The 22,693-nt window shown below is 49.8% G+C and carries 23 protein-coding genes; 2 read left to right on the top strand and 21 right to left on the bottom strand.

The features are described 5' to 3' along the window. Positions 1–63: 63 nt before the first annotated feature. From H8692_RS07495 to H8692_RS07425, 15 genes are all read right to left on the bottom strand, one after another. Entirely contained in the window at positions 64–432 is a 369-nt protein-coding gene (locus H8692_RS07495; RefSeq protein ID WP_007860200.1) for a cysteine-rich VLP domain-containing protein, read from the bottom strand. Continuing rightward, positions 429–2,504, bottom strand: a complete 2,076-nt coding sequence (locus tag H8692_RS07490) for a type IA DNA topoisomerase (protein ID WP_003508269.1) — start codon at positions 2,502–2,504, stop codon at positions 429–431. Before H8692_RS07490 ends, H8692_RS07495 begins: the two co-directional genes overlap by 4 nt. Beyond that, a complete protein-coding gene (locus H8692_RS07485; protein WP_003508267.1) occupies positions 2,501–3,232 on the bottom strand; it encodes a DUF4366 domain-containing protein in 732 nt (243 codons plus the stop codon). The genes H8692_RS07490 and H8692_RS07485 overlap by 4 nt, the downstream gene beginning before the upstream one ends. Beyond that, the gene (locus H8692_RS07480) at positions 3,222–3,488 is read right to left on the bottom strand and encodes a DUF4315 family protein (protein WP_003508256.1); all 267 of its coding nucleotides are present in this window, start codon (positions 3,486–3,488) and stop codon (positions 3,222–3,224) included. The genes H8692_RS07485 and H8692_RS07480 overlap by 11 nt, the downstream gene beginning before the upstream one ends. A gap of 21 nt (positions 3,489–3,509) precedes the next feature. After that, entirely contained in the window at positions 3,510–5,477 is a 1,968-nt protein-coding gene (locus H8692_RS07475) for a C40 family peptidase (RefSeq protein WP_003508254.1), read from the bottom strand. Further along, positions 5,474–6,430: a DNA-methyltransferase gene (locus tag H8692_RS07470; RefSeq protein ID WP_003508252.1), complete on the bottom strand. Its 957-nt coding sequence runs from the start codon at positions 6,428–6,430 to the stop codon at positions 5,474–5,476. The genes H8692_RS07475 and H8692_RS07470 overlap by 4 nt, the downstream gene beginning before the upstream one ends. Further along, complete coding sequence (locus H8692_RS07465; protein WP_003508249.1) at positions 6,427–8,823, bottom strand: VirB4-like conjugal transfer ATPase, CD1110 family; 2,397 nt, start codon at positions 8,821–8,823, stop codon at positions 6,427–6,429. The genes H8692_RS07470 and H8692_RS07465 overlap by 4 nt, the downstream gene beginning before the upstream one ends. Further along, positions 8,783–9,175: a PrgI family protein gene (locus H8692_RS07460; RefSeq protein ID WP_003508247.1), complete on the bottom strand. Its 393-nt coding sequence runs from the start codon at positions 9,173–9,175 to the stop codon at positions 8,783–8,785. Before H8692_RS07460 ends, H8692_RS07465 begins: the two co-directional genes overlap by 41 nt. Before the next feature lies 1 nt (position 9,176). Continuing rightward, complete coding sequence (locus tag H8692_RS07455) at positions 9,177–10,073, bottom strand: radical SAM protein (protein ID WP_187372648.1); 897 nt, start codon at positions 10,071–10,073, stop codon at positions 9,177–9,179. Positions 10,074–10,089: 16 nt separating this feature from the next. After that, positions 10,090–10,941: a VirB6/TrbL-like conjugal transfer protein, CD1112 family gene (locus H8692_RS07450; RefSeq protein WP_003431220.1), complete on the bottom strand. Its 852-nt coding sequence runs from the start codon at positions 10,939–10,941 to the stop codon at positions 10,090–10,092. An 82-nt stretch (positions 10,942–11,023) separates the two neighbouring features. Next, positions 11,024–11,170 (bottom strand): Maff2 family mobile element protein, encoded by a 147-nt coding sequence (locus H8692_RS11045; protein WP_187525427.1) that lies wholly within the window; start codon positions 11,168–11,170, stop codon positions 11,024–11,026. Positions 11,171–11,206: 36 nt separating this feature from the next. Then, positions 11,207–12,817 carry a recombinase family protein gene (locus tag H8692_RS07440; RefSeq protein WP_055222985.1) on the bottom strand — a complete coding sequence of 537 codons (1,611 nt, stop codon included), beginning with the start codon at positions 12,815–12,817 and terminating at the stop codon, positions 11,207–11,209. A 111-nt stretch (positions 12,818–12,928) separates the two neighbouring features. Next, positions 12,929–13,117 (bottom strand): transposon-encoded TnpW family protein, encoded by a 189-nt coding sequence (locus tag H8692_RS07435; protein ID WP_118411736.1) that lies wholly within the window; start codon positions 13,115–13,117, stop codon positions 12,929–12,931. After that, positions 13,114–13,971, bottom strand: coding sequence for an ATP-binding protein (locus tag H8692_RS07430; RefSeq protein ID WP_118411737.1), 858 nt, complete (start codon positions 13,969–13,971; stop codon positions 13,114–13,116). The genes H8692_RS07435 and H8692_RS07430 overlap by 4 nt, the downstream gene beginning before the upstream one ends. Continuing rightward, positions 13,968–14,717: a phage replisome organizer N-terminal domain-containing protein gene (locus H8692_RS07425; RefSeq protein WP_117854429.1), complete on the bottom strand. Its 750-nt coding sequence runs from the start codon at positions 14,715–14,717 to the stop codon at positions 13,968–13,970. Before H8692_RS07425 ends, H8692_RS07430 begins: the two co-directional genes overlap by 4 nt. 37 nt (positions 14,718–14,754) lie before the next feature. Between H8692_RS07425 and H8692_RS11040 the strand changes: the two genes are divergently transcribed. After that, positions 14,755–15,015 (top strand): hypothetical protein, encoded by a 261-nt coding sequence (locus H8692_RS11040; protein ID WP_187305733.1) that lies wholly within the window; start codon positions 14,755–14,757, stop codon positions 15,013–15,015. Between the two features lie 89 nt (positions 15,016–15,104). Here H8692_RS11040 and H8692_RS07415 read toward each other — a convergent pair whose 3' ends face one another. From H8692_RS07415 to H8692_RS07390, 6 genes are all read right to left on the bottom strand, one after another. Then, on the bottom strand, positions 15,105–16,736 hold the full coding sequence (locus H8692_RS07415) for a relaxase/mobilization nuclease domain-containing protein (protein WP_465250894.1): 1,632 nt from the start codon (positions 16,734–16,736) through the stop codon (positions 15,105–15,107). Further along, positions 16,699–17,097 carry a plasmid mobilization protein gene (locus H8692_RS07410; RefSeq protein ID WP_002569238.1) on the bottom strand — a complete coding sequence of 133 codons (399 nt, stop codon included), beginning with the start codon at positions 17,095–17,097 and terminating at the stop codon, positions 16,699–16,701. Before H8692_RS07410 ends, H8692_RS07415 begins: the two co-directional genes overlap by 38 nt. A 622-nt stretch (positions 17,098–17,719) precedes the next feature. Beyond that, on the bottom strand, positions 17,720–17,923 hold the full coding sequence (locus H8692_RS07405) for a helix-turn-helix domain-containing protein (RefSeq protein WP_003505336.1): 204 nt from the start codon (positions 17,921–17,923) through the stop codon (positions 17,720–17,722). Next, positions 17,913–18,359 carry an RNA polymerase sigma factor gene (locus H8692_RS07400; protein ID WP_003505338.1) on the bottom strand — a complete coding sequence of 149 codons (447 nt, stop codon included), beginning with the start codon at positions 18,357–18,359 and terminating at the stop codon, positions 17,913–17,915. Before H8692_RS07400 ends, H8692_RS07405 begins: the two co-directional genes overlap by 11 nt. 204 nt (positions 18,360–18,563) lie before the next feature. Further along, positions 18,564–19,331 (bottom strand): class I SAM-dependent methyltransferase, encoded by a 768-nt coding sequence (locus H8692_RS07395; RefSeq protein WP_003505400.1) that lies wholly within the window; start codon positions 19,329–19,331, stop codon positions 18,564–18,566. Positions 19,332–19,544: 213 nt separating this feature from the next. Further along, the gene (locus H8692_RS07390) at positions 19,545–20,000 is read right to left on the bottom strand and encodes an XRE family transcriptional regulator (RefSeq protein ID WP_003505401.1); all 456 of its coding nucleotides are present in this window, start codon (positions 19,998–20,000) and stop codon (positions 19,545–19,547) included. A 510-nt stretch (positions 20,001–20,510) separates the two neighbouring features. Here H8692_RS07390 and tet(32) point away from each other — a divergent pair. After that, positions 20,511–22,430 carry a tetracycline resistance ribosomal protection protein Tet(32) gene (tet(32), locus tag H8692_RS07385; RefSeq protein WP_187525360.1) on the top strand — a complete coding sequence of 640 codons (1,920 nt, stop codon included), beginning with the start codon at positions 20,511–20,513 and terminating at the stop codon, positions 22,428–22,430. The last annotated feature ends 263 nt before the right edge of the window (positions 22,431–22,693 follow it).

The following is a 22,693-nucleotide window of genomic DNA, read 5'->3' as shown; positions in this document are numbered from 1 at the left end:
GTCCGCGCTCTCTATGGGAAGCGCGGGCATTTCTCGCAAACGGGTACTCGTTTGCTGTGCTTGCTATGTAGTTGTTTTTATCCGTAAACGCCTGTTTCTCTCGCTTTCCGCTTTCTGTCTGCGGCGTATCTTTGCCGCGCAATCGGGACAGTATTTCGCCCGGTTGCTGCCCGCCGCAAACGTGCTGCCGCATACCGCACAACGCTTCAAATCGGTTTCCCCGCTGCGGGTGATCTGTTCGCATAGCTGCCTGTCTGCGGGTAAAACCGCTTCGCGGAAATAACGGCATAACAGCGAATAGCTGATACTCTGCACACAAACGCAAGTTTCCCCGTCGTCCAATAGCAGACAGTTCCCGCAATCGTTGTTGGCGCACGCGGCGCGGGTCATTTTCTTAACGGCTCGATACTGCTTTTCATCAAGCCTAATCATTTTCGGTTCTGCTCGACGCGGAAGTTTACATACTTGCCGCCTGTGTCGGCAAGCAGCACAACCCCGTCAAAGGTCTTTCCCGTTTTGGTGGAGTACATACCCTTGATTTTTACCTTTCCGTCTTTCAAAAGGGCGGCGGCAATCGCCTTTGTGAAAGTCTTTTTGCGCTGCTGAAAGAACAAGTCATTTTTCCACATGACAAAGCTGCACGCCCTGTCGGAACAGTAGTAGTTTTTCTTGCCCTCGTAAACCGCCGCGCCGCAACGGGGACAAGTACCGATTGCTTCCCGCTGCGGGGCAAACAGCTTCGCTTTATCTTCGGAAATCGCGGAATAGGTTTTGACAAGCCCCGCTGTCATTTCTTCAATGCTGCGCATGAAATCGTCCGGGCTGTCGCTGCCTTTGGCAATCCCGGTAAGGCGGGTTTCCCATTCTGCCGTAAGCTGCGGGGACGTAAGGACTTCGGGCAGAATAGCGGCAAGGTTATACCCGTCCTTTGTGGGGATTAGCTTTTTGCCCTTGCGCTCGGCAAAGCCCGCGCTAATGAGTTTTTCAATGATACCCGCCCGCGTTGCGGTAGTGCCTAACCCTTTGCGCTCTGCGTCCTCCGGCGTTTCTTCCTTGCCCGCGTTCTCCATAGCGGACAGAAGCGTATCTTCGGTATATGCTTTCGGGGGCTGCGTGTAACGCTCGGAGATCTCCGCTGCCGGATTATCAAAGGTCTGCCCCTCGGCAAGCGGGGGCAAAACGGTTTCCGGCTCTGCGTCCTCGTCCTGTTCCTCGGACGCGGCGCGGGACAGCTTTTCAATCTCACGCCACCCCTCGCAAAGCGTCGTCTTGCCCTTTGCGGTAAAGGTATAGCCGCCGCAAGAGATAACCGCCGTAACCGCTTCGTATTCATAGGGCGCGGCTGCGGCGCAAAGCAGCTTCGCGCACACAAGGGTCATAAGTTTTGTTTCGCTGTCAGCAAGGGAAGAAAAGCCCGCTTTCAAAAACTCGGCTGTCGGCAAAATAGCGTGGTGGTCGGTTACTTTGCTGTTGTCGCAAACCCTTGTAAGGTCGGCTTGCAGCTTTACCCCCTGCATAAAGGGAAGCAGCGAACAAAGCCCGGTAATGAGTTCCTTTGTGCTGCTCTGCATATCGGAAGTGATATATTTACTGTCGGTGCGGGGGTAGGTCAAAAGCCGCTTTTCATAGAGGGCTTGCGCATAATCAAGGGTCTGTTTCGCCGTAAATCCATACAGGCGGTTGGCTTCGCGCTGCAATGCGGTAAGGTCAAACAGCTTCGGCGGGGAAACGGTCTTTTTCTCTTTTTTGAGGGAAGTACAAACGGCTTGCGATTTCTCGCAAGCCGCTTTCATCTGCTGCGCTGCCGCTTCGTCGTTCAGCCTTTCGGACAAAGCCGAAATACTGCCCGCGTCCAGACGGACAACATGATATTTTTCTTTCTTAAAGCTGCTGATCGCATAGTCGCGGTTTACCAGCATGGTAAGGGTGGGCGTTTGCACTCTGCCAACATTCAGCGTTTTGTGATAGAGGATAGAGAAAAGGCGGGTCGCGTTAATCCCGACAAGCCAATCTGCCTTTGCTCTGCAAAGCGCGGATTGATAGAGGTCGTCATAGCTGCGCCCGTCTTTGAGGTTTGAAAAGCCCTCACGGATTGCGCTTTCTTCCATGCTGCTAATCCAAAGGCGGGAAAAGGGCTTTTGGCAATTTGCCTGTTCGTAGACAAATCGAAAAATGAGTTCTCCCTCGCGCCCGCTGTCGCACGCATTGACAATCTCGGAAACGTCGCTGCGGTGCATAAGGTCTTTGAGTACGGAAAACTGCTGCTCCTTGCCGCTGGCAACGGTAAACTGCCAATCCTGCGGGACAATGGGGAGATCATCATACTTCCATTTTCGGTACTGCTCGTTGTAGGTCGCCGCGTCCGCAAGGCTAATCAAATGCCCGATACACCAGGACACAAGGTAGCCGCTGCCCTCAAAATATCCGCTGCGCTTTTCATTCGCGCCAAGTACGGCGGCAATCGCCGCCCCGACGCTCGGTTTCTCTGCAATTACAAGTTTCATACTTCCTCGTCCTCCTGCTCGGTTTCTAATTCTTCCTCGTCCTCGTCGTCCTCGTCAAAATCGAGATCGTCAAGGTTGCTGCTGCCTTTTGCCGCGTCCTTTTTAGGCTTCATAATCTTAAAGTAATAGAACGCGCCGCCGCCCGCTGCGGCAAGAAGCAGCACCACAAGCAGAATAGCACCGCCCATGCCGCCGCCTTTATCTTCCTCCGGCTCCGGCTGCTCGGTTTCTTCCGGCTCCGGCTCGGCTTCCTTGCCCGCGCACTCGCTCATATTGACGCTGCAAACGGGGCAATCGGTGTTGACGCTTCCGGGGGCGCATTTTTCAGTACAGCTACAAGCGGGGGTTTCGGTCTGTTCGTCCTCCATAAGCTGCAAAAGGTCTTTTTCATCAACTTGATTGAGGAAATGGACGGTGTTTTCTCCGTCCTCGGCGCGGTCAATGATGATGTAAAAATAGTTTCCGTTTTTCGTAACGACGGTAATAAACTGCTTATCGCCGGACGCTTCGCCTGTTATGTCGTCCACAAGGCTCATGTTGCCCTCCGGCGTTAAGGGCTGCGGCTCATAGCCGCCCGTCGTTTCTTCCGGCTCGGTTTCGGTTACGGGGGTAGGCGGCTCGTCGCTCACATCACCGCCGCCCGCAAAAGCGGTAACAGAAAAGCCGCCCATGAGTACAAGGGCGGCAAGCAAAGCGGTAACGCTGCGGAACAGTTTTTTATGCTTCATCTTCGGTTTCCTCCTGTTCGTCGGTATAGTCTGCGTCCGGCTGCGGCAAGGCAATTTCGCCGCTGGCGTAAGCGGAGAGGAACGCGGCAAGCTGCGCCCCGTCAAGGTGTACCGCTTTCACCATTTGAACGATCTGCGCGTTTTCTTCCTCGATTTTCTGCGCTTCAAGGTCTTTCAGCCTTTTTTGGTATTCAAGGATTTTCGCCCTCGTTTTCTCAATATCCCTTTCGATACGGTCAAGTTTCGTGTTTGCCATAGAAATAAACTCCTTTCAAAGTCAGTTGTAATGTAGCCGCCCATAGGCGTAAAAATGGGATTGCCAATAGCTTGTATCAAGTTTTGCGTATTGTATCGGGTCGCCACAATGCAGCATGACGGGGCTTCCGTCCCCGTCCTCGCCAACGTAGATACCCACATGAGATACGCCCGGTGTGTCGTATGTACCCGTAAAGAAAACCAAATCCCCCGGCTGCGGGTTGGAAACGCGGGTTGAGATGTTGTAAAGCCCCTGCGCCCCAAGTCTGCCCGTATTGTATAAGCCGCTGTTCGTCAGCACATAGCTAACAAAACCGCTGCAATCAAAAGAGGTTTCCGGGCTGCTGCCGCCCCACACATAGGGAAAACCGACATACTTTTCAGCTTCTTCAATCAATCGCGCAAACTGTTCATCTTCCAGATAGGCGGGCGGGATTTCATAATCTGCTGGCGGGTTTTCATAGTATTTTGAGATATAGCCGGATTGCGGGAAAAGGTCGGGTCGGTTTCCAAGCGACGACATATACATAGCGTACATGGATAGCTGTTCCTCGCCCATAATGTAAACGGGAACATGGGAGAGGTTGAAGTTTTCCAAATCCACATTGAGAATGTAATAGTTATAGGGTACTTCAACGTCGTATTCGTTGCCCTCGCTGTCCGTCCGCGTTTCGGTGCGGTAGCGTACCTCGACTTCCTCCGTAACCGTCAAGATATATTGTTTATCAAAGAGCATTTCAAGGGTGCTTTGCGCTTCATCGAGAGTAAACACGCCCTCATGCCACGCGGAGAGGATAGAGATTAGCACATACGGGTCATGCTCGATCTCGTCAGCCGTTACCCGGTATTCGTCATAGCCGGGGTATTCGCTTTCGATGTTATCCAGCATATCCTGTAATTCGGCTTCCATAGCGGCATACGCGCTTTCTGCGCCTGTAATATCCGCGTCCTCGGAGAGATAGGACGACGCAATCAAGCCGCTGCCGCTGTTGCCGCCGAACAGGGAACAAGAGGACAAGCCGCCGAAAAACAGAAGCACGATAAAGGCAATCCCGCCCACAATCAAACAGCCTTTCCAATGCCGGACGACAAAGAACGTCGCCCGTTTGGTTTCCTGCGCCGTTTTCTTCGCCGCCTTTGCGGTGGCTTCGGCGGTCTTTTTCACTTTGCCGCTCGCTTTCAGCGTTTTTGCGTATTGCTTTTTAATGCGCTGCTTCTGCCAAAAGCGGGAAATGGGGTTGGAGTGCGCAAGCGCGGGGTTATCGTGCAGCGCCTTTTGATAGAGGAAATCGGCGTTTGCCTTTACCGCTTGTTTTTCCGCTGCCGCCGCTGCCCGGTAGGGTTTCAGCTTGTGGCGGCGTATGCCGCCCTTAACCGCCCGCGCCGCCATGCCGCCCGCTTTCTCTCCGGCAAGTTCTACCCGGTGTCCACTCTCCACACCAACGTTTTCTTTCTCTACCTCGTAGATTTTCCCGTGTACGGTACTGTTTAACTCCTGCGTCGGACGGGATAAGGGGTTATGCCGCAACTTGCCGTTTGGGGGCTTATCCGTCTTTTCAAAGGAAAGGCGCGTTTTTGCCTTGCCTTTCGCTTCGTCAAAAACGCGCTCTTTTGTGATTTTGGTCTGCTTGGGTATAGCCGCCCGCGCCGCGTCTAAACGGTCTGCCGCCTTGTCCGATTTCTTAATTGCCTTTTGAAGTTCCGGCGTTGCCCGTTCCGCTTCGGAAAACTGCAAGCGGGAAGAATGGGTTTTGGGCTGCGCCGCGTCAATGGCTTTTTTCTCCGCGCCTTTTGCGGCGTGTCGCTCAACCTCTGCGCCGATATGCTGCACAACCTTTTCCGCTGCCGCCCCTGCGGGGGCTGAATAGTTTTCCTCCTGCGGCCTTTCGCTGATACTTGTTGTTTCGCCCGTCGTAAGGTTTTCCGCAACCGCACCGTCGCGGGTCATTTTCTGTGTTACCTTGTCGGGGGCTTTCAGTTCCTTGCTCAATCTTCATCACCTCCAATCCGCTGTTTTGCAAGGTCGCAATAGTCGGGGTTTAACTCAATGCCGATATAGCGGCGGTTAAGCCGTTTTGCTACCATGCCCGTCGTGCCGCTGCCGAAAAAGGGGTCAAGGACAATCCCGCCCACGGGACAGCCCGCCAAAATGCACGTTTCCGCAAGTTTCGGCGGGTATGCCGCGAAATGCCCGCCATGATACGCAACATTGTTGATCTGCCAAACGTTGCGGCGGCTGCGGACGGGGGAAATCAACTCGTCGGCGTATGCGCCCTTTTCGCGGGGGCGGTTGATTTTCTGCGGCTGGTTTTGCCCCGGAACAGTAACGTTATACTTGTTTCCTTTGCCAACTCCGCTTTTCAGCCGCCCCGCCGTTGTGGGGGCTATCGGCTCGGCTACTGCTTGCCAATCGTAAAAATACTTCTTTGACTTGGTAAGCAGAAACACATACTCATAGCAGCGGGTCGGCCTGTCCCGCGTGCTTTCCGGCATGGGGTTTGTTTTGTGCCAAATGATAGAACTGCGCAAATACCAACCGTCGCCCCGCAAGGCAAGGGCTACAAGCCACGGAATACCGATTAGGTCTTTCGGCTTGCAGCCGGGGGCGCGGTGGTTAAACGCCACTTGCTGCCCGTTCCTGCCTTTGGGGTATTTCGGGTCTTGGTGGTCGGCTTTGCTGCCTGTGCCGCAATAAGTGTCCGCGATATTCAGCCAACAAGTCCCCTCCGGCGTAAGCACCCGCTTTACCTCATGGAATACCGCCGTAATGCGGGAAACATATTCCTCCGGCGTTGCTTCCCGTCCGATCTGCCCGTCTGCGCCGTAGTCCCGCAAGGCGTAATAGGGCGGGGACGTTACGCAACAATCAACCGCGTTTTCCGGCAAGGTTTGAAGTACCTGCAAACTGTCGCCGCAATAGATTTTATCCGTTTCTATCCTCATGCCGACACCTCGCCGGGTTTGGTCGTCATGACGCGGTACAATTCCGTATCCTGCGGGAAACGGTCAATAAAGGGCAAAATCACGTTGCCATAGAAGATAAGCCCCTCGCCCGCTTCGGAATGGGTTACATAGGTCATTTGCTGCTGCGAAATGTTAAGCTGCTTTGCAAGGATTTCCCTGTCGCCCTGGGCTTGGTTGAGCATATACACAAAGTCCGAGTTTTCAAAGATATTCTGTACCTCGCGGGACGACAACAAATCTTTGACATTTTGGGTGATACCTGTCGGAATACCGCCCCATTTCCTAAACCTTTTCCATATTTCAACGGAATAGGCGGCGGTTTGTTCCTCTTTCAAGAGCAAATGAAATTCGTCGATGTAATACCGCGTCGCTTTGCCCTCGCTGCGGTTTATGGTAACTCTGTTCCAAACCTGGTCTTGGACAATGAGCATACCGAGTTTTCGTAGCTGGGTGCCGAGTTCTTTAATATCAAAGCAGACAAGGCGGTTATGAATGTCAACGTTTGTCCTATGGTTAAACACATTCAAGCTGCCGTTTACATAGAGTTCCAATGCCGACGCGATACGCTGCGCTTCCTTTTCCGGCTGCTTCTTGATTTCATTGTAGAGGTCGCCCAAAATCGGCATATTCTCCGGCTTCGGGTCTGCAAGGTAGCTGCGGTACACGCTGATAACGGCGCGGTCAATCAAGGTCTTTTCAACCGCTTCCAGCCCGTTTTTGCCGCCCATAATCAACTCACAAAAGGAAAGGATAAAATCGCTTTTTAAGGCTATGGGCGTGTCGCCCTCGCTGTAATTGAGATTTATGTCCATCGGGTTAATGTACTGCGTGCTGTTCTGCGAAACCTTGATAACCTGTCCTTTCAGCCGTTCCACAAGGGGATAATACTCCGCTTCCGGGTCGCAAATGATAATATCGTCTGCGGTAATGAGAAAAGCGTTGGTGATCTCGCGCTTTGCCGAAAAACTCTTGCCGCTGCCCGGTGTGCCGAGGATAAGGCCGTTGGGGTTTTTCAGCCGTTTCCTGTCGCACAAAATCATGTTGTTAGAAAGGGCGTTTAAGCCGTAATACAACGCTTCGCCGCTTTGGAATAGTTCTTGTACCGTAAAGGGGACGAAAATAGCGGTGCTGGAAGTTGTCAAGCCGCGCTGGATATGGATTAGGTTTTCCCCCAACGGGATAGAGGACATAAGCCCCTGTTCCTGCCGGTAGTCAAGGCGGGTGAGCATACAGTTGTATTTCTGCGCGATACTTGCGGCACTGAATACGTCGTTGTCCAATTTCTGCTTTGTGTCGGCCACATTCAAAACTAACAGCGTAAGCAAAAACATTCGCTCGTTCCGGCTCTGCAAATCCCGCAAAAGGTTTTTCGCTTCGCCGCCGTAGGTGGCAAGGTCGGACGGAATTATATCCATGTCGTAGCCGCTGCGGATTGCCTTTTTCTGTTCCTCAATCTTCATGCGGTCTAAATCGGTGATTTTCCGCTTGATGGTCTTGATTGCTTCGTTGTGGTCGATACTCTGAATGTGCAGATTAACGACAATCCCGTTTTCCGCTTCCATGAAGTCGGCAAGCATACGGTCTGAAAGTTCCGGTGCGGCAATCTGCAAAAAGGAAACCGCGCCAAACTTCCCGCCCATCTGAAACATTCGCCCGTCGCCAAAACGGAAAGAGGACGGGGCAATAAAGTCTTTGACGGAAAGGCCGCTTGCGGGTAGCCATTCCCACGCAAAATTAAAGCGTTCCCCGTCCGGGTGGAAAAGCCCATGCAGCACTTCAAGCCGCTGCTTCCCGTCCAGTACCCGCGCCGCCGCGCCGATCACCTTAAAATGGTTGAGGGTGTCCGTTTCGATACGGGCAAGCCGCGCCCGCGCCGATTTAATGTCTTTCGCTTCAATGGTAAAGGTGAGAAACTTGGTCTTGATAAGCCCGTTGTTGCCGCGCTCAAGCTGCGTCCTAAGCATTTCGGTGTATTCTGCTCTGATACTGTCGAAGTCGTCATTCTGCGGTGCAATCGTGATACTGTTCTTAAAATCGTCCTTGTTCGCATGGCGGCTGATTAAGGAAAGCTGCACGCCAATCGAAGCGTCGAACGAGTTATACATATCGCAAAGGGCTTCAAAAATGGCGGTTTTGTCGTCCGGCTGCGCAAGCTGATAGTTAATATCTTCAAACTCAATGCACTTGGAATACCGCCCGTTTGCAAGTCGGCAAATCCCGTCCTTATACATTCGCTCAAACGGTATGCTGTCCTGCGCCGTATGGGGCTTCCCGTCGCCCTTTGCCTGCCGGATAAGCGCGTCGATCTGTTTCTTTTCCTGCCGCGTAAGTTTACGCTTTTCGTTTTGGGTCTTTCCCTTTTCCTTTGACAATCGCCCGTACCTCCTTATCTAATCGCTCCTGCCGCGCAAGGGCGGCATAGAAATTGTTGGTCTGATAAGGTCGCTCTTTGGGGCGAAGAAACTTCACTTCCACAAATTGCCGTATAATCACTTCCAGCGGTTGCCCGTTCTTCTCATACATGGCGAGTAGGAACATGGGCAGCATGGCAAGCACCATGCACAATGCCGCTGCGCTCGTTCCAACGCTGCCTTTTACCAAAAAGAACAGCGGCAGTCCGATTGCTACCGCCGCGCTGAAACAAATTAGCTGTCGTTTGGTAAGGTTGAACATTACCTTGCTTTTGATTTTTGTTAAGTCCTTTGGGACGGTTACATACGCCATTTCAAACCTCCTTTCTGCCCGGAATGTAATCTTCAAAGCGGGGAACAGCATAGAAAAGCCGCTTGTTGTTTACCCACCGTTGCAAATGGCGGGTAACAGGCGGGGCGGTTGGACGCTCGTAAATCATCACATACGGGTCAAAGCCCATAGCCCGCAAGGTGTTCACGCGGTATAAATCCTGTTCGTGAGTGCTGCCGTAGTTGGTAAGAACATACACGCGCCGCTGGCGGCTGCTCTTAATAGCTGTCAAATCCAAAAAACGTTGGAAATACCCGGTCAAGTCCTCGTCGGGATTATCCCATGCAAAATGTACCGCTTTTATCCGTACCCGATTTAACAGGCTGACATTATCCCTGTTCACAAGGCGAATATCCAGCCCTTGCGAAAAATCCACCCATGCGCGGCTTCGTATAAGCTGCTCAATGAGATTTTCATGGTCGGGACAGGCAAGCAGATTAGCGTCCATGCTTTTTATTTCCGGCTGCCATTTCCAAAACTCGGACAAATCCGCAACCTTAACGCTTTTGCGTCCCTCTTTACCGCTGACAATGCAAAACCCGCAATTTCTCGGACAACCCCGGCTTAAAAAGCCGTAAGCAATCCCGAAAAACTGCGGGTAGATTGAATAATCCGGGTAACTGTGTTCCACTTCCGGCGGCAAGCGGTTTTTCGTGTCGTAGCCCGTACCGCCGAAAATGACCTGTTCCGCGTTGGTAACGGTTATCGTGTCTTTGGAATAGGTGTCCGTAAAGACGCGGCTTTTATATACAAGGTCGTACCGCTCCTTTGTGTTCCACCATTCCACCGTATGCCCCTTTGCTTTATGATACGCGGATAGCTTCATCAAGCAGAGGTTGGGGAAATTATGGCTGTCAACGTCGATTAAGCCGATTTTCAAATCATAACTCACCCCCTTAATGTGCCGAAAAGACGCTCTTTGCAAGGCTCCCTGTTTTGAAAAGGGTAAAGCACAAGAGGACGGTATAGCCCATGCAAGCCCAGATCGCGCCGGATATGTCGTCGGTCGCTGCGATTGTCTGTATCAACACCGCATAAATGCCGACACACACCAAAATCAAAAACGCTTGAAAACCAAGCGCAAGCAAAGATTTTAAGTAATTCTGTCCCATGCTGCCCCATTCGTGATTTACCATTGTTGCCATCGGGATAGGGGCAACGCTCGTTACAAGGTATATTTCAATCATGCGCCCATACACCACAAGCATAATGCAGATTGACAGGGCTTTCATGGTAAGCCCTACAAAGAGGGATTGAAACCATAACCCCAAAAGACCGCCCACGCTCATAGCGTCGAGTTTTGCTTCAATGTCGGTAATGACGGTGGTAACGTCTATGCTTGTATCGGATATGATAACCCCCGCGCTCTGATTGACGACGCTCTGCGTAACGTCGAAAACTCCCATGACGATGTTCCAAGTGTTTGTTACCAGCAGCACCGCAACAAAGGTCTTAAAAATCCATTTGAAGAAAATCCAAGTGTCGAGATCGTGCAGATTGTTTTTTTCAATTACAAGCTGGATTAGTTCGTAGCACATGACAAAGGTAATGATAACGCCCGCAATCGGTACAATGACATTTTCCGAAAGGCTGCGTATCATGTTGAATATGCCCGCGTTCCACCCGGCGGGGGTCGTGCCGACTTGCGTTGCGATTTCTCCAACCTCTGTATTTACGCTGTCAAACAAGCCGGAGAGGTTCGATAAAATCCCGTCTGTCAAAATGCCGCGAAACCAATCTTCAATCATCTGCCATATCAAAAGTTAATCCCTCCTTTCCCGCGCCCTCCCGTTTCCGAGAGGGCGCGGCGGGTGGTATTTGTTTTAGGCATTATCCAAAAAGTTTGGAAAGAAGCGGAACAAGGGTGCCGCCGATCAAAGCGACACCGCCGCCCGCCATGAGCTGCTTCATGCCCTGGCTTTTTACTGATGTGCGATAAAGAAGTAATAGAAGTGTAAAAAATTTTGCCGTTCCTATCCGGCACTTAGCTCTTGTGTCGGATAGGTCGGGCGGTTATTCGGGCAAGTCCACCTTGCCAACAAAAGAATAATAAATCTCAATGTCCTGTCTGCGGGTCTTGTTCTCGTCATAGCTGCACTCATGTACAACGATTTTCTCTACAAACTCCCGCAGCAGAGTAGGGGTAAGTTCTTCAAAGCTGGTATGCCGCCGAACAACATTCATAAACTTTTCTGCGTTCACGGTGGCTTCCTGTGCTTTGGAAAGCTCCGCTTGGATAGCGGCGGCTTTTTCTTTCAGTTCCCGTTGCTCTGCTTCATAGTCTGCCGACAGCTCTGTGAAACGCTCGTCTGATATGCGCCCGGTCACGCTGTCCTCATACAGCCGCTTGAAGATAGCGGATAACTCGGCTATGCGTTTCTCGGCGGCTTCCAGTTCCTTTTTCTTGGCGGCGTTCCTGCGCTTGCCCCCGTCCTCGTTCTGCTCAATCAAGAGCTTTATAAACCGGGCTTCATGCTTTGCCGCATAGCTGGTCACTTTCCGCAGATTGGATAGTACACCAGCGGTCAAGAGGTCGGTGCGGATAAAGTGCGCTGTACAGTCATGGGTGCGTTTCTTGTAGTTGCCGCAGATATAACAGTCCTGCTTGCGCTTGTCCGTCTGGTATCGCTGCTGATACATCACACTGCCGCAGTCTGCACAGAACAGTATGCCGGAGAACAAGCCCACTTCATCATAGCGGTTGGGGCGTTTGCGCTGCTTGCGAAGCTCCTGCACCCGTTCCCATGTTTGGGTGTCTATGATAGGCTCGTGGTGGTTCTCGAATATCGCTTGCTTTTCCTCCGGGTTTTCTACGCTGTGCTTGACTTTATAAGAGAGTTTTTCCGTCTTGAAGTTTACCAGGCAGCCCGTGTATTCCCGGTTTTCAAGGATATGCACAACGGTATTGGTTGCCCACTTGCACTCATAGCCGGGGTGGTAGCGGCGAGTGCTGCCCGTCCTGCGGTATTCCAGCGTCCCCGGCGTGGGGATTTGCTGCTCTGTGAGCATACGGGCTATCTTGGTCGGACCATTCCCGGCAAGGCAGAAATTGTATATCTGCTTGACTACGGGTGCAGCTTCCTCGTCAATGATGAAATTTTCGTCCTCGTCCATGAGGTAGCCATACACAGGCTTGCTTGTGATAGGCTTGCCACTCATGCCTTTTGAGCGTTTCACTGCTTTGATTTTCTTGCTCGTATCTCTCACCAGCCATTCGTTAAAGATATTCCGCAGCGGGGCAAAATCATTGTCGCCCTGTGCGCTGTCCACTCCGTCATTGATAGCGATGAAGCGGACACCTTTCTGTGGGAAAATCATTTCCGTGTACATTCCCACTTGCAGGTAGTTTCGCCCTAACCTCGACATATCCTTTACGATAACTGTCCCGACTTTTCCGGCTTCAATGTCCGCAAGCATGGCTTGAAAACCGGGTCTTTGAAAGTTCGCACCAGAATAACCGTCGTCCGTGTACCAGCGCAGATTGGAAAAGCCGTTCTGCTTTGCATAGGTTTCAAGGATACGCTTCTGATTGGAAATGGAATTGCTCTCGCCTTGCAGCTCGTCCTCATGGGAAAGTCTTGGGTAAAGGGCGGTAATTGGTTGTTGGTTGGTCTGTCTTAACATAAAATCCTCCGTTTCCGACAGCCAGCCCCACTATTCCGTACCTTGATTGTACCACATGGGGCGGCTGTCTGTATAGCGGCAAAAGCGTCAAATCTGCTTCTTTATGGTCGGTCAAATCGCCGTTTTTTGTGTAGTAGCTTCCGCTTCCAGCACTTTCATCATCTTGTCGGCTGCGGTGTCGGTTGCGCCCTGCTTGAAGAAGCCGGAAACGGTAAGGACGGAGTTGCCCATGCGGATTTCCGTTACACAGTCCGGGCGGCGGTCTGTTTTGGTGGTGCTTGTCTGTTTGGTTTCTGTCATAGGCTCTCCTTTCGCTGCTTCATCAGTTGCTTTAATCGTTCCAGCTTTTCCTGTGCGGTTTCCTTTCGGAAGTTGCTGCCCGTGAAGCGGACGGGGGCGCACATGGAAGTCAGCCTGTCATAGATACGGGCGTGGGGCGTGTCCTGCGGGTGCTGCAATTCCTCCAGCGTGAGGTTGGTCGTGGCGATCAGCGGCTTGCCGCTTCGGTAACGGCTGTCAATCACGCTATAAACCTGTTCCAGCCCGTATTCTGTCCCTCGCTCCATACCGAAATCATCAAGTATCAGCAGGGGGTAGCTGCAAAGGCGGGAATTATACTCATTCCTGCCCTCAAAGCTGGCGGCAAGGTCATTGAGTATTGTTGCAAAGTTTGTCATGCAGACGGCAACCTCTTTCTCCATAAGGGCGTTGGCGATACAGGCGGCAAGGTAGCTTTTTCCTGTCCCCACGCCGCCCCAGAACAGGTAGCCGATATTTTCAGCCTGCATGGTTTCCCAGCTCTCCACATAAAAACGGGCGGTTGCGGTCTGCGGGTTTCTGCCGTTGTCATGCTCAAATGTCCAGTTCCGCATAGCAGGGTCGGTAAAGCCCCGGCGTTTCAAGTCCTCCACTGTTTCAAGGTGCTTCTGTCGGCTTTCAGCGGCTTCCCGTTTTTCACGGGCTGCCCGCTGGCAGTCGCACTCTGTCGGGTGTCGGTCATGCCCTAACCATTGGGCGGTTTCTTTTGAAAAATAGGCTTCTTTTGGCGTATGGCACTTGCCGCAGTATAAAAGCCCGTCCTCGCCTGTGTAGTCCTCCGCTTCGGCGGTAGTGGCTGTAATGTCCGTAATCATAGCTTCAATCTCGTTTTTCATAAGCTCTCGCCCTCCTTGCATGAATAATCGGGTATGCCCTGTTTCGGGGCAGCCTTGCCTTTGGCAGCGTCCTCCTGCGCCCACTTGTAAATGGTGGCTGCATGGCTGTGGTACTGCTTCCCGGTGGAAGCGATATGGCAGGAAAGCCGGTCAATATAATACTCCCATTTGTCGGGCAGTTCCGCTTTCAGCTCGTCCAGTTCCGTATCGGAAAGAAAAACATTGTTGTATCTGCCATAGCTGCGGGCGGGGGCTTGTCCCGTTTCTAACTCTCTCTCTTTTTCTATCTCTATATCTATCTCTTTCTTTATCTCTATCTCTGGTGGACGAATGTCGGACAAATGTCCGCCGTTTGTCCGGGGTGGTGGCAAAGCCTTGTTTGCAAGCCTTGCCGCCCGTTTTCGCTCGGCTTCGGTAGAGGACTGTCCTATCATCAACTCAATGTCGGTCATATAGAAAGCCCCGCTGTCAAGCTGCTCCACAAGCCCCAACTGCCGGAAAATCTCCAAAGCCCTCTCAACCGTTCCTATCTGGTGGCGGGTCAGTGTCGCTATCATCTGCGCTGTGTAGGGGATATGCTCGTCAAGCTGCAATTTACCGCCGTTTTTCAGCGATTTTAAGTACAGCTTCAAGAGGATATTGGAGTATAAAATCCCGTCTTTCATATCTTCCAGCAGCACAATGGAGTCGCTGTCAAAAAAGTTCTCTTTCAGCTTGAGGTAGTAATACTTGCGGTTATCTGCCATTGTCACTGTCCTCCTTTTTCCGGCGTTTGGAGTAGTAGTGGGGGCAGAGTATGATAATCGCCCGGAAGCTCTGCTTGCAGCTATGGGTACAGCCCCGGCAGAGGTCATTGTATGTGATACGGTCGCAGGTGGAATTCCCGACTTTCACTTGCCGCAGGAAAAAAGACCATTCCAGCCGCCGTTTCTTGCTCATTCTTGGCATGGGTGCGCTCCTTTCTGCCGTTTCCGCTGGTGTGGCGGTATCGGCGGTAATTCTGTATCATCTCGGTATCATTTTCGGGGTTTTTCTGCCCTATAAGCCCGTTAAAAAATCCTTTGGTATTTGCGGATAGGGTACGGGGCAGCCCCCTTGTTCTGTATAGGTTCGGGTACATTTTGGGGCGGTTTTTATCGTTCCTGTTCCTGCCTTTTCACAGGCTTGCGCTCCCGGTGTAAAATCTGGTCGATATTGCCCTTGACAGTCTGTAAGCGGCGGTATTCCTCCCGTTTTGCCCGGTAATCGTTGTAGCCGCTGTTTTTCTCTTGGATAAGGGTTTCAATCTCTGCTTGCAGGGCTTTATAGCTCGGCAGCTTGGAAATGCCGTTTTCCCTGAAATAGCGGGCGGCTGCGTCTGCTATGATAAAGTCGCTTTCGTACTTCTGACGGTAGGCTGCTTTTGCTTTGGCGTTTTTCTGCTGTTTCAGCCCGTCCCGGACAGGGCGGGTCTTGGAATAGGCAAGCACCTGTCGTTGCAGCTCCTTTTTCCCGTTCAGCGTCTTTTCCACCTGCTTCAGCTCTGCAAGGCTTTCCTGCATGGCGGCATAGGCGGCAGAACAGGCTTCGTCCAGTTCCTCCGGGGAAGAAAAGCCGTACTGCTGGTAGGCAGTAACGGTAGCCGCCATCTGCTTTAGGTTGTGCTTTGCCGCCCAGCGGTCATAACCCACGCCCTTGCCCTCGGCTCGCTTGGCTTCCCGGTCAACCATGCGCTGCAAGATGTTGTCTGCCGGGGTGGTTTTTGCGGCTTTTTCCTCCTGCAAGCGTCCCTTTTGGGTGTGTGGGTATTCCGGTATGGCTTTGGTCTGTTCGGCGGCTCTGTGGGCGTTCTGCGTAAGCAGGGCAAGGACAGCAGCCTTGTCAAAATCGTCCCCCAGCTTCCGGGCTGTGATAGGCTTCGTCCTGTCCGGCGTGAGGTAGGAAAGCCGCCCCCGGCTCTCCTTGACGGTCACACCCTCCTGCAGCAAAAGGGAAGAAAACTCGTCAAAGCTGGCAGCTTGGGAAAGTGCCTGCCGTATCGTCCGGCGCAGCTTCGCCTTGTCCGTTTCAAACTTGGTGGGCTTGGTCGGCTGTCCTGCGGCTTCTCTGGCGGCGTTCTCTTTATCAAGGGCAAGCTGCCCTTTCTTTGCCGCCCAGTATTCCCGTTCGGTTATCCGTTCCTTGCTGCCGTTCAAGAGGTCGATTTGGTAAAGCCCCTCCCGGTGGCACATCTCCATGACTTCACTCTTGAAATATTCCATAGCGGCATTGGTACAGCGGTGCTTGCAGCCCTCCCTTGTGTCGGCTGGTCTGTCCATGTAGGGCAGAAGCGGGACTTCGTAAATCCGCAGGGAGTTGATGACGATATGCACATGGATATTCCCGCTGTGGTTATGCCCGTCCGGGTGGGTGCAGATTAGGGCTTGGTGTCCGGGGAAATGTGCCTTGCAGAACTGTTCCCCCAGTTCCTGCGCCCGGTCTGTGGTCAAGCCGTTGTCTGTCCCGTCCCGTGGGTCAAAGCTGATGATATAGTGGTGGCTTTTCACATCTTCCCGTTTTTGGTTTTTCTCATAGCGGAGATTAGCCCGCATACAGGCAACAGCGAAATCCTCGCCCCCGCAGTTAAGGGAAGAAATGCGGTAATCCTCCCTCGGTATCAGCCGCCCGTTTTCATCAAGGGTGGGCTTCATGGTAAACTCGTCATACTCAAATGTGAGGTAGGCTTCCGCTGCGCCATAGTCCGCATTTTTAGAGCTGATATGTTTGAATGTTGCCAACAGCGTCACCCACTTTCTGCAAGACTTCAAACTTTAGGGCAGCAAGGTCGGAAACCGCCGCCCGTACCTCCCCGGCAAGCTGCGGGTAGGGGCTGTGCCACTCGTTCAGCGTCCGGGCTATCTGGTTTAAGTTGCCGCCGATCCTGCCGTATTCGGCGGTCAGCTTCCCAACAGCGGCAAGCAGCTCATCATTGACGGGAGAAACGGTTATGATGGGGCGTATGGCTGCCCCGGTTATGGCTTGCCGGATAAACTCGGCTTGGCTCATGTTGTAGGCAGAAAGCCTTTCTGCAAACTCGGCGTATTCTTCCTCGGTCATGCGTGTTTTGACTACCCGGCTGCGGTGCGGTGTGTTGTATCGTTTTCGCATGGTAAAACCTCCTTTCTGTGCGTGGTGTCCTCTCACTAATAGGAGAAAAACGGGGTGTGAAGCGGAACTGTTTTTGAAAAATCCGAAAAAATATTTTGAAGGATTTTTAAGCGGCGCAAGCCGCATAAGCAGGGTTTGGGGAAGGCACTCCCCAACAAGATTCCCGCAGGGGCAAAATGAGCGAAAAGCGAATTTTGGTACTGCGGTAGAATCTTGCTCTGAAAAACTCCGGCGTTCCCCGGCTTCCGTACTTTCCGCTAACAAGACGTTTCAAAAGGGCTTTGCTACCCGCTATTCCGGCATATCTTGAAAATTTTCCTTTCACTACCTACAACACCACGCAAAGCAAAATGGACGGAGATTTTTAGAATTTCCCCTTATTCCCTACAACACCACGCAAGCCGAAAAAGGCGGACAATGGCAGTATTTTTTTCTTTGATACCCTCCACGGATAAGTAAGGGATTTTGCCAACTGCGGCGGCAATTTTCCCTTTTGTTTTTTCATACTGGGGATTTTCAAAAATGCCAAACAGGAACGAAAAAAAGCAGCAAATCTGTTGAATAGATTTACTGCTTTCTGGTTGCCGGCGAAGCGGCGGTTATTCAGTTGTAGGCGGTAGGGCTATCTCCCAAAGCGGAACTTGAAAATAGCTGTGAGAAGCGTCTGGGTGATGTAGTCCTCTGTATCTTGGTCTACCCGTCCATTCACACGGGCGGCACATTGTATGCGGCGGCGGTAATACTGCAATACAGTTCCCACCGCTTCCGGCTCCCCGCTGGTGGCTTGGACGATTGTTTCATAGGGGAGAAGCCTATTATTTCTCATATGCCATTCCCTCCATTTCCGCTTGGAGCTGCCGTAGGACTTTTCGGATATGGTAGCCCGCTGTGCTGCGGCTGCGCCCGTACTGTCTGCCAATTTCGTGCTGTGGAATACGCTTGAAAAAGGACAGGTAAATCATTTCCCGCTCCCGTTCGTCCAGCCGTGACAGGGCTTCCGCAAGTAAGCCGCTGCTGAAAATGACCGTATCGCCGCAAAGGGTAAGTATGTATTCCTCGTCCGGCTCCGGGGCTTGGAAATATTCATCTGTCGTGCCTAAAGGGTAGTGCTTTTCGTCTGTGAGGTATTCAAGGGATATTTCTCTTTTGTGCTTCCTGCTCCGTGTCCTCGCTGCGTTGATCGTTGCATTTCGGATAACGACTTTGCAAAAGGCATGGAAAGTGTACTCGATATGTTCCCGATATTCTTCTGTACAGGTCATGGAAAATCCCCCTTTCCTCCCAAAAGGGCTGTGGCTGGTTAGTAGTTGCTTTTTATGATAGTAAGGGGCGGCAGCACTTTAGGCTGTCGCTCCTTGACTGCCTAACTGCAAAACCGGGCGGGGCTGTCAACGGCGGGCGAAGCCCGTTCATCTTGACCGTTGACTGGCTCGGCCAGGTTTGCTATTTATCCGGCAAACTTGAATTTATTTTAAGCTATCACGTTTTACCTTTTTAAGCCTTACTATCATTACCATAGGAATTTCTTTGTTGTTTTTGAAACATTCTTCATAAAATCCATCAATGACAAATCCAGCTCTAAAACAAAGGTTAAAAATATCTTGTATGGAACGATGATAATAAATCTGCTCCTCCGGTTGCCCTTCAATCGCTATACCATAGTAACTGTGCGGTGTCATATATTTTTCAGTCAACGTGATAAAACAAGGGTGTTGCGTTGCAAAGACAAAAATTCCGCTTTCCTCCAACAGTTCATAAACAGCCATAAGAAGTGGTTCAATATCCGTAATATCCATAATTGCCATATTAGAAACTGCTTTCGTAAAGGCTCGATTTCTTTTTAATTCTAATATACTTTCTCTATTGGTCGCATCCGCTACACAAAATTCAATTTGTTTTGCATATTGTGATTGCCGTCTTTTAGCCAATTCTATCATTTTTTTGCTGTAATCAAAAGCGACAATCGAAGCGCCTCTTTGTGCAAGATACGAAGAATAATTTCCATTGCCACACGCAATATCCAAAATGTAATCCGCAGGATTAGGAGATAGAAGTTCCGTTACTTTGGGACGCACTACCTCTCTGTGAAATTCATTAGATTTGTCACCCATTGCATTATCCCAAAATTGTGCGTTTTTCTCCCAGATTTTTTTACTTTCCTCTGTTCCCATGTTCTCTCCCACTCCCAAAATTTGCCTTTTTGCTTCCATTAAATCTTCCTTACTATATTCCATTGTTACCCTCCATAACTTCTGATTGTTGCCGTCTTGACTATTATGTATCTTTTCTTTCCAAAATGGTATAGGCTTTTATTTTTATAATGCTGCAAAACTTTTCTTCTGTAAGGTATTCAAAGGATATTTCCCTTTGCCGCCGCTATTGGAAAGCCAAAAGCAGCGGCTTTTTTACGCGATATGACCGAAAAGTCTAGAAAGCAGGATATGTCATCATTTGTCATTTCTTCTCAATGTAATAACTGCATGGCATATCAAGCCAAATACAAGAGAAAAACAGCCACCGCCAAATAGTGATGCTCCCCACCCTGCACCCGACATTGTCATAAAACCGCCAACAAAGAAAATACCAATGCCAAGAAATATCCCGACACCATAAAAAAGTCCAATTGCCATATCATACTTATTAAATTGTCGTTTCTCTTTTTTTTCACATGTTTCCATTTTTGTTATTACCTCCTTCGCAAAATCGTCCATGTGGACTCCAAAAAGAAAACAAATTTTTTTCAACGTATTTAAATCGGGTTCATTAACATCTCTCTCCCAATTCGATAGCGCCTGCCGGGTAACATTCAATTCCCCAGCCAGTTCTTCCTGTGTCATTCCCGATTGTGTTCGCAGATGACGTATTTGCTTTCCTGTTGTAATATCCGTCTGTTTCTGGTTCAAAATGGTTCCTCCTCTCTGATGCTGATTTTATCAATATACGATACATTTATACAGACAACACCCCGGATCAGCTTTTGGTTGGACAATTCCAACCAAACACCACAGCAAACAGCAGAAACTATTCTGAACGCCAAGAAGCCGGTATGATTGTTAACATATAAGAGGAAGAAAAATTTCTTTTAGGTACTTGCTTTCCTAAAGCTGATGTGATATAATAGTTTCATTCCAGAAAAGGAGTAAAAAAATATGCGGCAAGGTATTCTTAAATAAAACTATAATCAAATAGTGGGAACAAAGAATTATGATAGTCCCTTTCACGGGGGCTTGGTTTTTGTACCCAATTTAAGAATACTTTTGCCTTATCAATTTTGACATATCCCAAAAAACAGCGATCACAAATAGGTGTATGCTGTATATGTGTATGTCCGCAAATTATAATCCCCAGTGGTAAAAGTATTTTACTGCTGGGGATTTTTATGCCCTTTAGGGCTGTAAAAGGAGGACAATCACATGAAAATAATAAATATTGGCATCCTTGCCCATGTAGACGCAGGAAAAACAACATTGACGGAAAGCCTGCTATACACCAGTGGAGCGATTGCGGAACAGGGAAACGTGGATAAAGGAACTACAAGAACAGACACTATGATTTTGGAACGGCAACGTGGAATTACCATTCAGACAGCAGTTACTTCTTTTTGCTGGAATGATTATAAAATCAACATCGTGGACACTCCCGGTCATATGGATTTTTTAACCGAAGCATACCGATCTTTATCTGTCCTTGACGGAGCTGTTTTAGTCATTTCGGCAAAAGACGGCGTACAGGCACAGACACGTATATTATTCAATGCGCTTCAGAAGATGAACATCCCGACAATCATCTTCGTAAATAAGATAGACCAAAATGGAATCGACCTGCGGCGTGTTTACCAAAGCATCAAAGATAAACTTACCAGTGATATGATTGTCATGCAGGAGGTTGCCTTGTCGCCCAAGATAACCATAACCGATATTTCTGATTTGGACAAATGGGATATTGTTATTTCTGGAAGCGATGAACTGTTAGAACGATATGTTGCAGAGGATCCTTTGGATATACAGGAATTACAATATGAAAAGTGCAAAAGAACCAGATGCTGCTCTTTGTTTCCTGTTTATCATGGGAGTGCAAAAGACAATTTAGGAACAGAAAAACTGATCGAAGCGATTACAGAAACTTTCATTACAGAAACAGACGATATTCAGTCTGAATTATGTGGATATGTTTTTAAGGTTGAGTATACAGACCGGAAAAAACGGCTTACTTATTTACGCCTGTATCATGGGACGCTCCATTTACGGGATGAGCTGCCGCTGTCAAAAAAGAAAAAAATAAAGATTACAGAAATGTGTATTCCGTTAAATGGTGAAATCGTCCCGGCTGACCATGCTGATCCGGGAGAAATTGTTGTTTTAGCTGATGATACTTTGAAACTGAACGACATTCTGGGAAACGAAAAACTCTTACCTCAAAAAACACGGATCGATGATCCCATGCCATTACTTCGGACAACCGTAGAGCCGCAAAAGCCGGAGCAAAGGGAAGCCCTGTTAAATGCCCTCGTAGAGATCGCTGATACAGATCCTCTTTTGCATTTTGACATTGATACTGTTACCCATGAGATCATGTTATCTTTTTTGGGAAAAGTACAGTTAGAAGTTATTTGTTCGCTATTAGAAGAAAAATATCATGTGGGCGTGGTTACGAAAGAGCCTTCGGTTATTTATCTGGAAAGACCGCAAAAAAAAGCGAGCTGCACGATTCATATTGAAGTGCCGCCGAATCCGTTTTGGGCATCTATTGGTTTGACTGTAACACCGCTTCCTATTGGAAGCGGAACACAATATAAAAGCGAGGTATCTCTCGGATATTTAAACCAAAGTTTTCAAAATGCCGTCATGGAGGGGGTGCGTTATGGAATGGAGCAGGGCTTATATGGCTGGGGAGTGACAGACTGCCAAATTTGTTTTGATTATGGAGTTTATTACAGTCCGGTCAGTACCCCCGCTGATTTTCGTTTTCTTGCACCTATCGTGTTGGAACAGGCATTGAAAAAAGCAGGGACACAACTGTTGGAACCATACCTTTCCTTTACTCTTTTTGCGCCGCAGGAATATCTTTCACGGGCTTATAATGACGCACCAAAGTATTGCGCAATCATTGAATCAACCAGACTTGAAAAAGATGAAGTTATTTTTAAGGGGGAAATCCCTGCCCGTTGTATCGGTGAATATAGGAATGATCTGAATTTTTATACAAATGGAAGAAGTGTCTGCATTACAGAATTAAAAGGGTATCAGGAAACTTCCGGCGAGCCTGTGTTTCAGCCACGCCGCCCGAACAGCCGTTTAGACAAGATCCGGCATATGTTTCAGAAGATAATGTAACATCTTGCGCAATGCAAGCGTTCATTGCTGGCTATTGCGAAATATCCCAGAAGGCCGGCTCCCAAGGAGGAAACGTCAATGATCCTGCCTTCAGTGATTATACCTCTATATTTTGTCTGGTGCATTAAGGAAACCTCAGACACGGTAAATATGTCCTATAACTTCTGATGGAGGGGGAACTCCTCCTTCCGTTATATCTATATAGATTTATTAGATTGGACTTTGTAACTATTAACCAGTAGTCGTTCTTGACTACACCATTA

Origin of the sequence: Lentihominibacter hominis (genome assembly GCF_014385065.1) — a bacterium.
GTDB classification, from domain to species: Bacteria; Bacillota; Clostridia; order Peptostreptococcales; family Anaerovoracaceae; genus Lentihominibacter; species Lentihominibacter hominis.
The sequence above is the reverse complement of the archived record's forward strand: the minus strand, read 5'-3'. Positions and strand labels throughout refer to the sequence as shown.

What these genes read in the sequence shown, in the direction of transcription:
- H8692_RS07495 (WP_007860200.1), bottom strand. Translation starts at nt 432, where the DNA reads ATGATTAGGCTTGATGAAAAGCAGTATCGAGCCGTTAAGAAAATGACC.
- H8692_RS07485 (WP_003508267.1), bottom strand. Translation starts at nt 3,232, where the DNA reads ATGAAGCATAAAAAACTGTTCCGCAGCGTTACCGCTTTGCTTGCCGCC.
- H8692_RS07460 (WP_003508247.1), bottom strand. Translation starts at nt 9,175, where the DNA reads ATGGCGTATGTAACCGTCCCAAAGGACTTAACAAAAATCAAAAGCAAG.
- H8692_RS07430 (WP_118411737.1), bottom strand. Translation starts at nt 13,971, where the DNA reads ATGAAAAACGAGATTGAAGCTATGATTACGGACATTACAGCCACTACC.
- H8692_RS07470 (WP_003508252.1), bottom strand. Translation starts at nt 6,430, where the DNA reads ATGAGGATAGAAACGGATAAAATCTATTGCGGCGACAGTTTGCAGGTA.
- H8692_RS07400 (WP_003505338.1), bottom strand. Translation starts at nt 18,359, where the DNA reads ATGACCTGTACAGAAGAATATCGGGAACATATCGAGTACACTTTCCAT.
- H8692_RS07410 (WP_002569238.1), bottom strand. Translation starts at nt 17,097, where the DNA reads ATGCGAAAACGATACAACACACCGCACCGCAGCCGGGTAGTCAAAACA.
- H8692_RS07440 (WP_055222985.1), bottom strand. Translation starts at nt 12,817, where the DNA reads ATGTTAAGACAGACCAACCAACAACCAATTACCGCCCTTTACCCAAGA.
- H8692_RS07395 (WP_003505400.1), bottom strand. Translation starts at nt 19,331, where the DNA reads ATGGAATATAGTAAGGAAGATTTAATGGAAGCAAAAAGGCAAATTTTG.
- H8692_RS07490 (WP_003508269.1), bottom strand. Translation starts at nt 2,504, where the DNA reads ATGAAACTTGTAATTGCAGAGAAACCGAGCGTCGGGGCGGCGATTGCC.
- H8692_RS07450 (WP_003431220.1), bottom strand. Translation starts at nt 10,941, where the DNA reads ATGATTGAAGATTGGTTTCGCGGCATTTTGACAGACGGGATTTTATCG.
- H8692_RS07405 (WP_003505336.1), bottom strand. Translation starts at nt 17,923, where the DNA reads ATGAGAAATAATAGGCTTCTCCCCTATGAAACAATCGTCCAAGCCACC.
- H8692_RS07480 (WP_003508256.1), bottom strand. Translation starts at nt 3,488, where the DNA reads ATGGCAAACACGAAACTTGACCGTATCGAAAGGGATATTGAGAAAACG.
- H8692_RS07435 (WP_118411736.1), bottom strand. Translation starts at nt 13,117, where the DNA reads ATGACAGAAACCAAACAGACAAGCACCACCAAAACAGACCGCCGCCCG.
- H8692_RS07425 (WP_117854429.1), bottom strand. Translation starts at nt 14,717, where the DNA reads ATGGCAGATAACCGCAAGTATTACTACCTCAAGCTGAAAGAGAACTTT.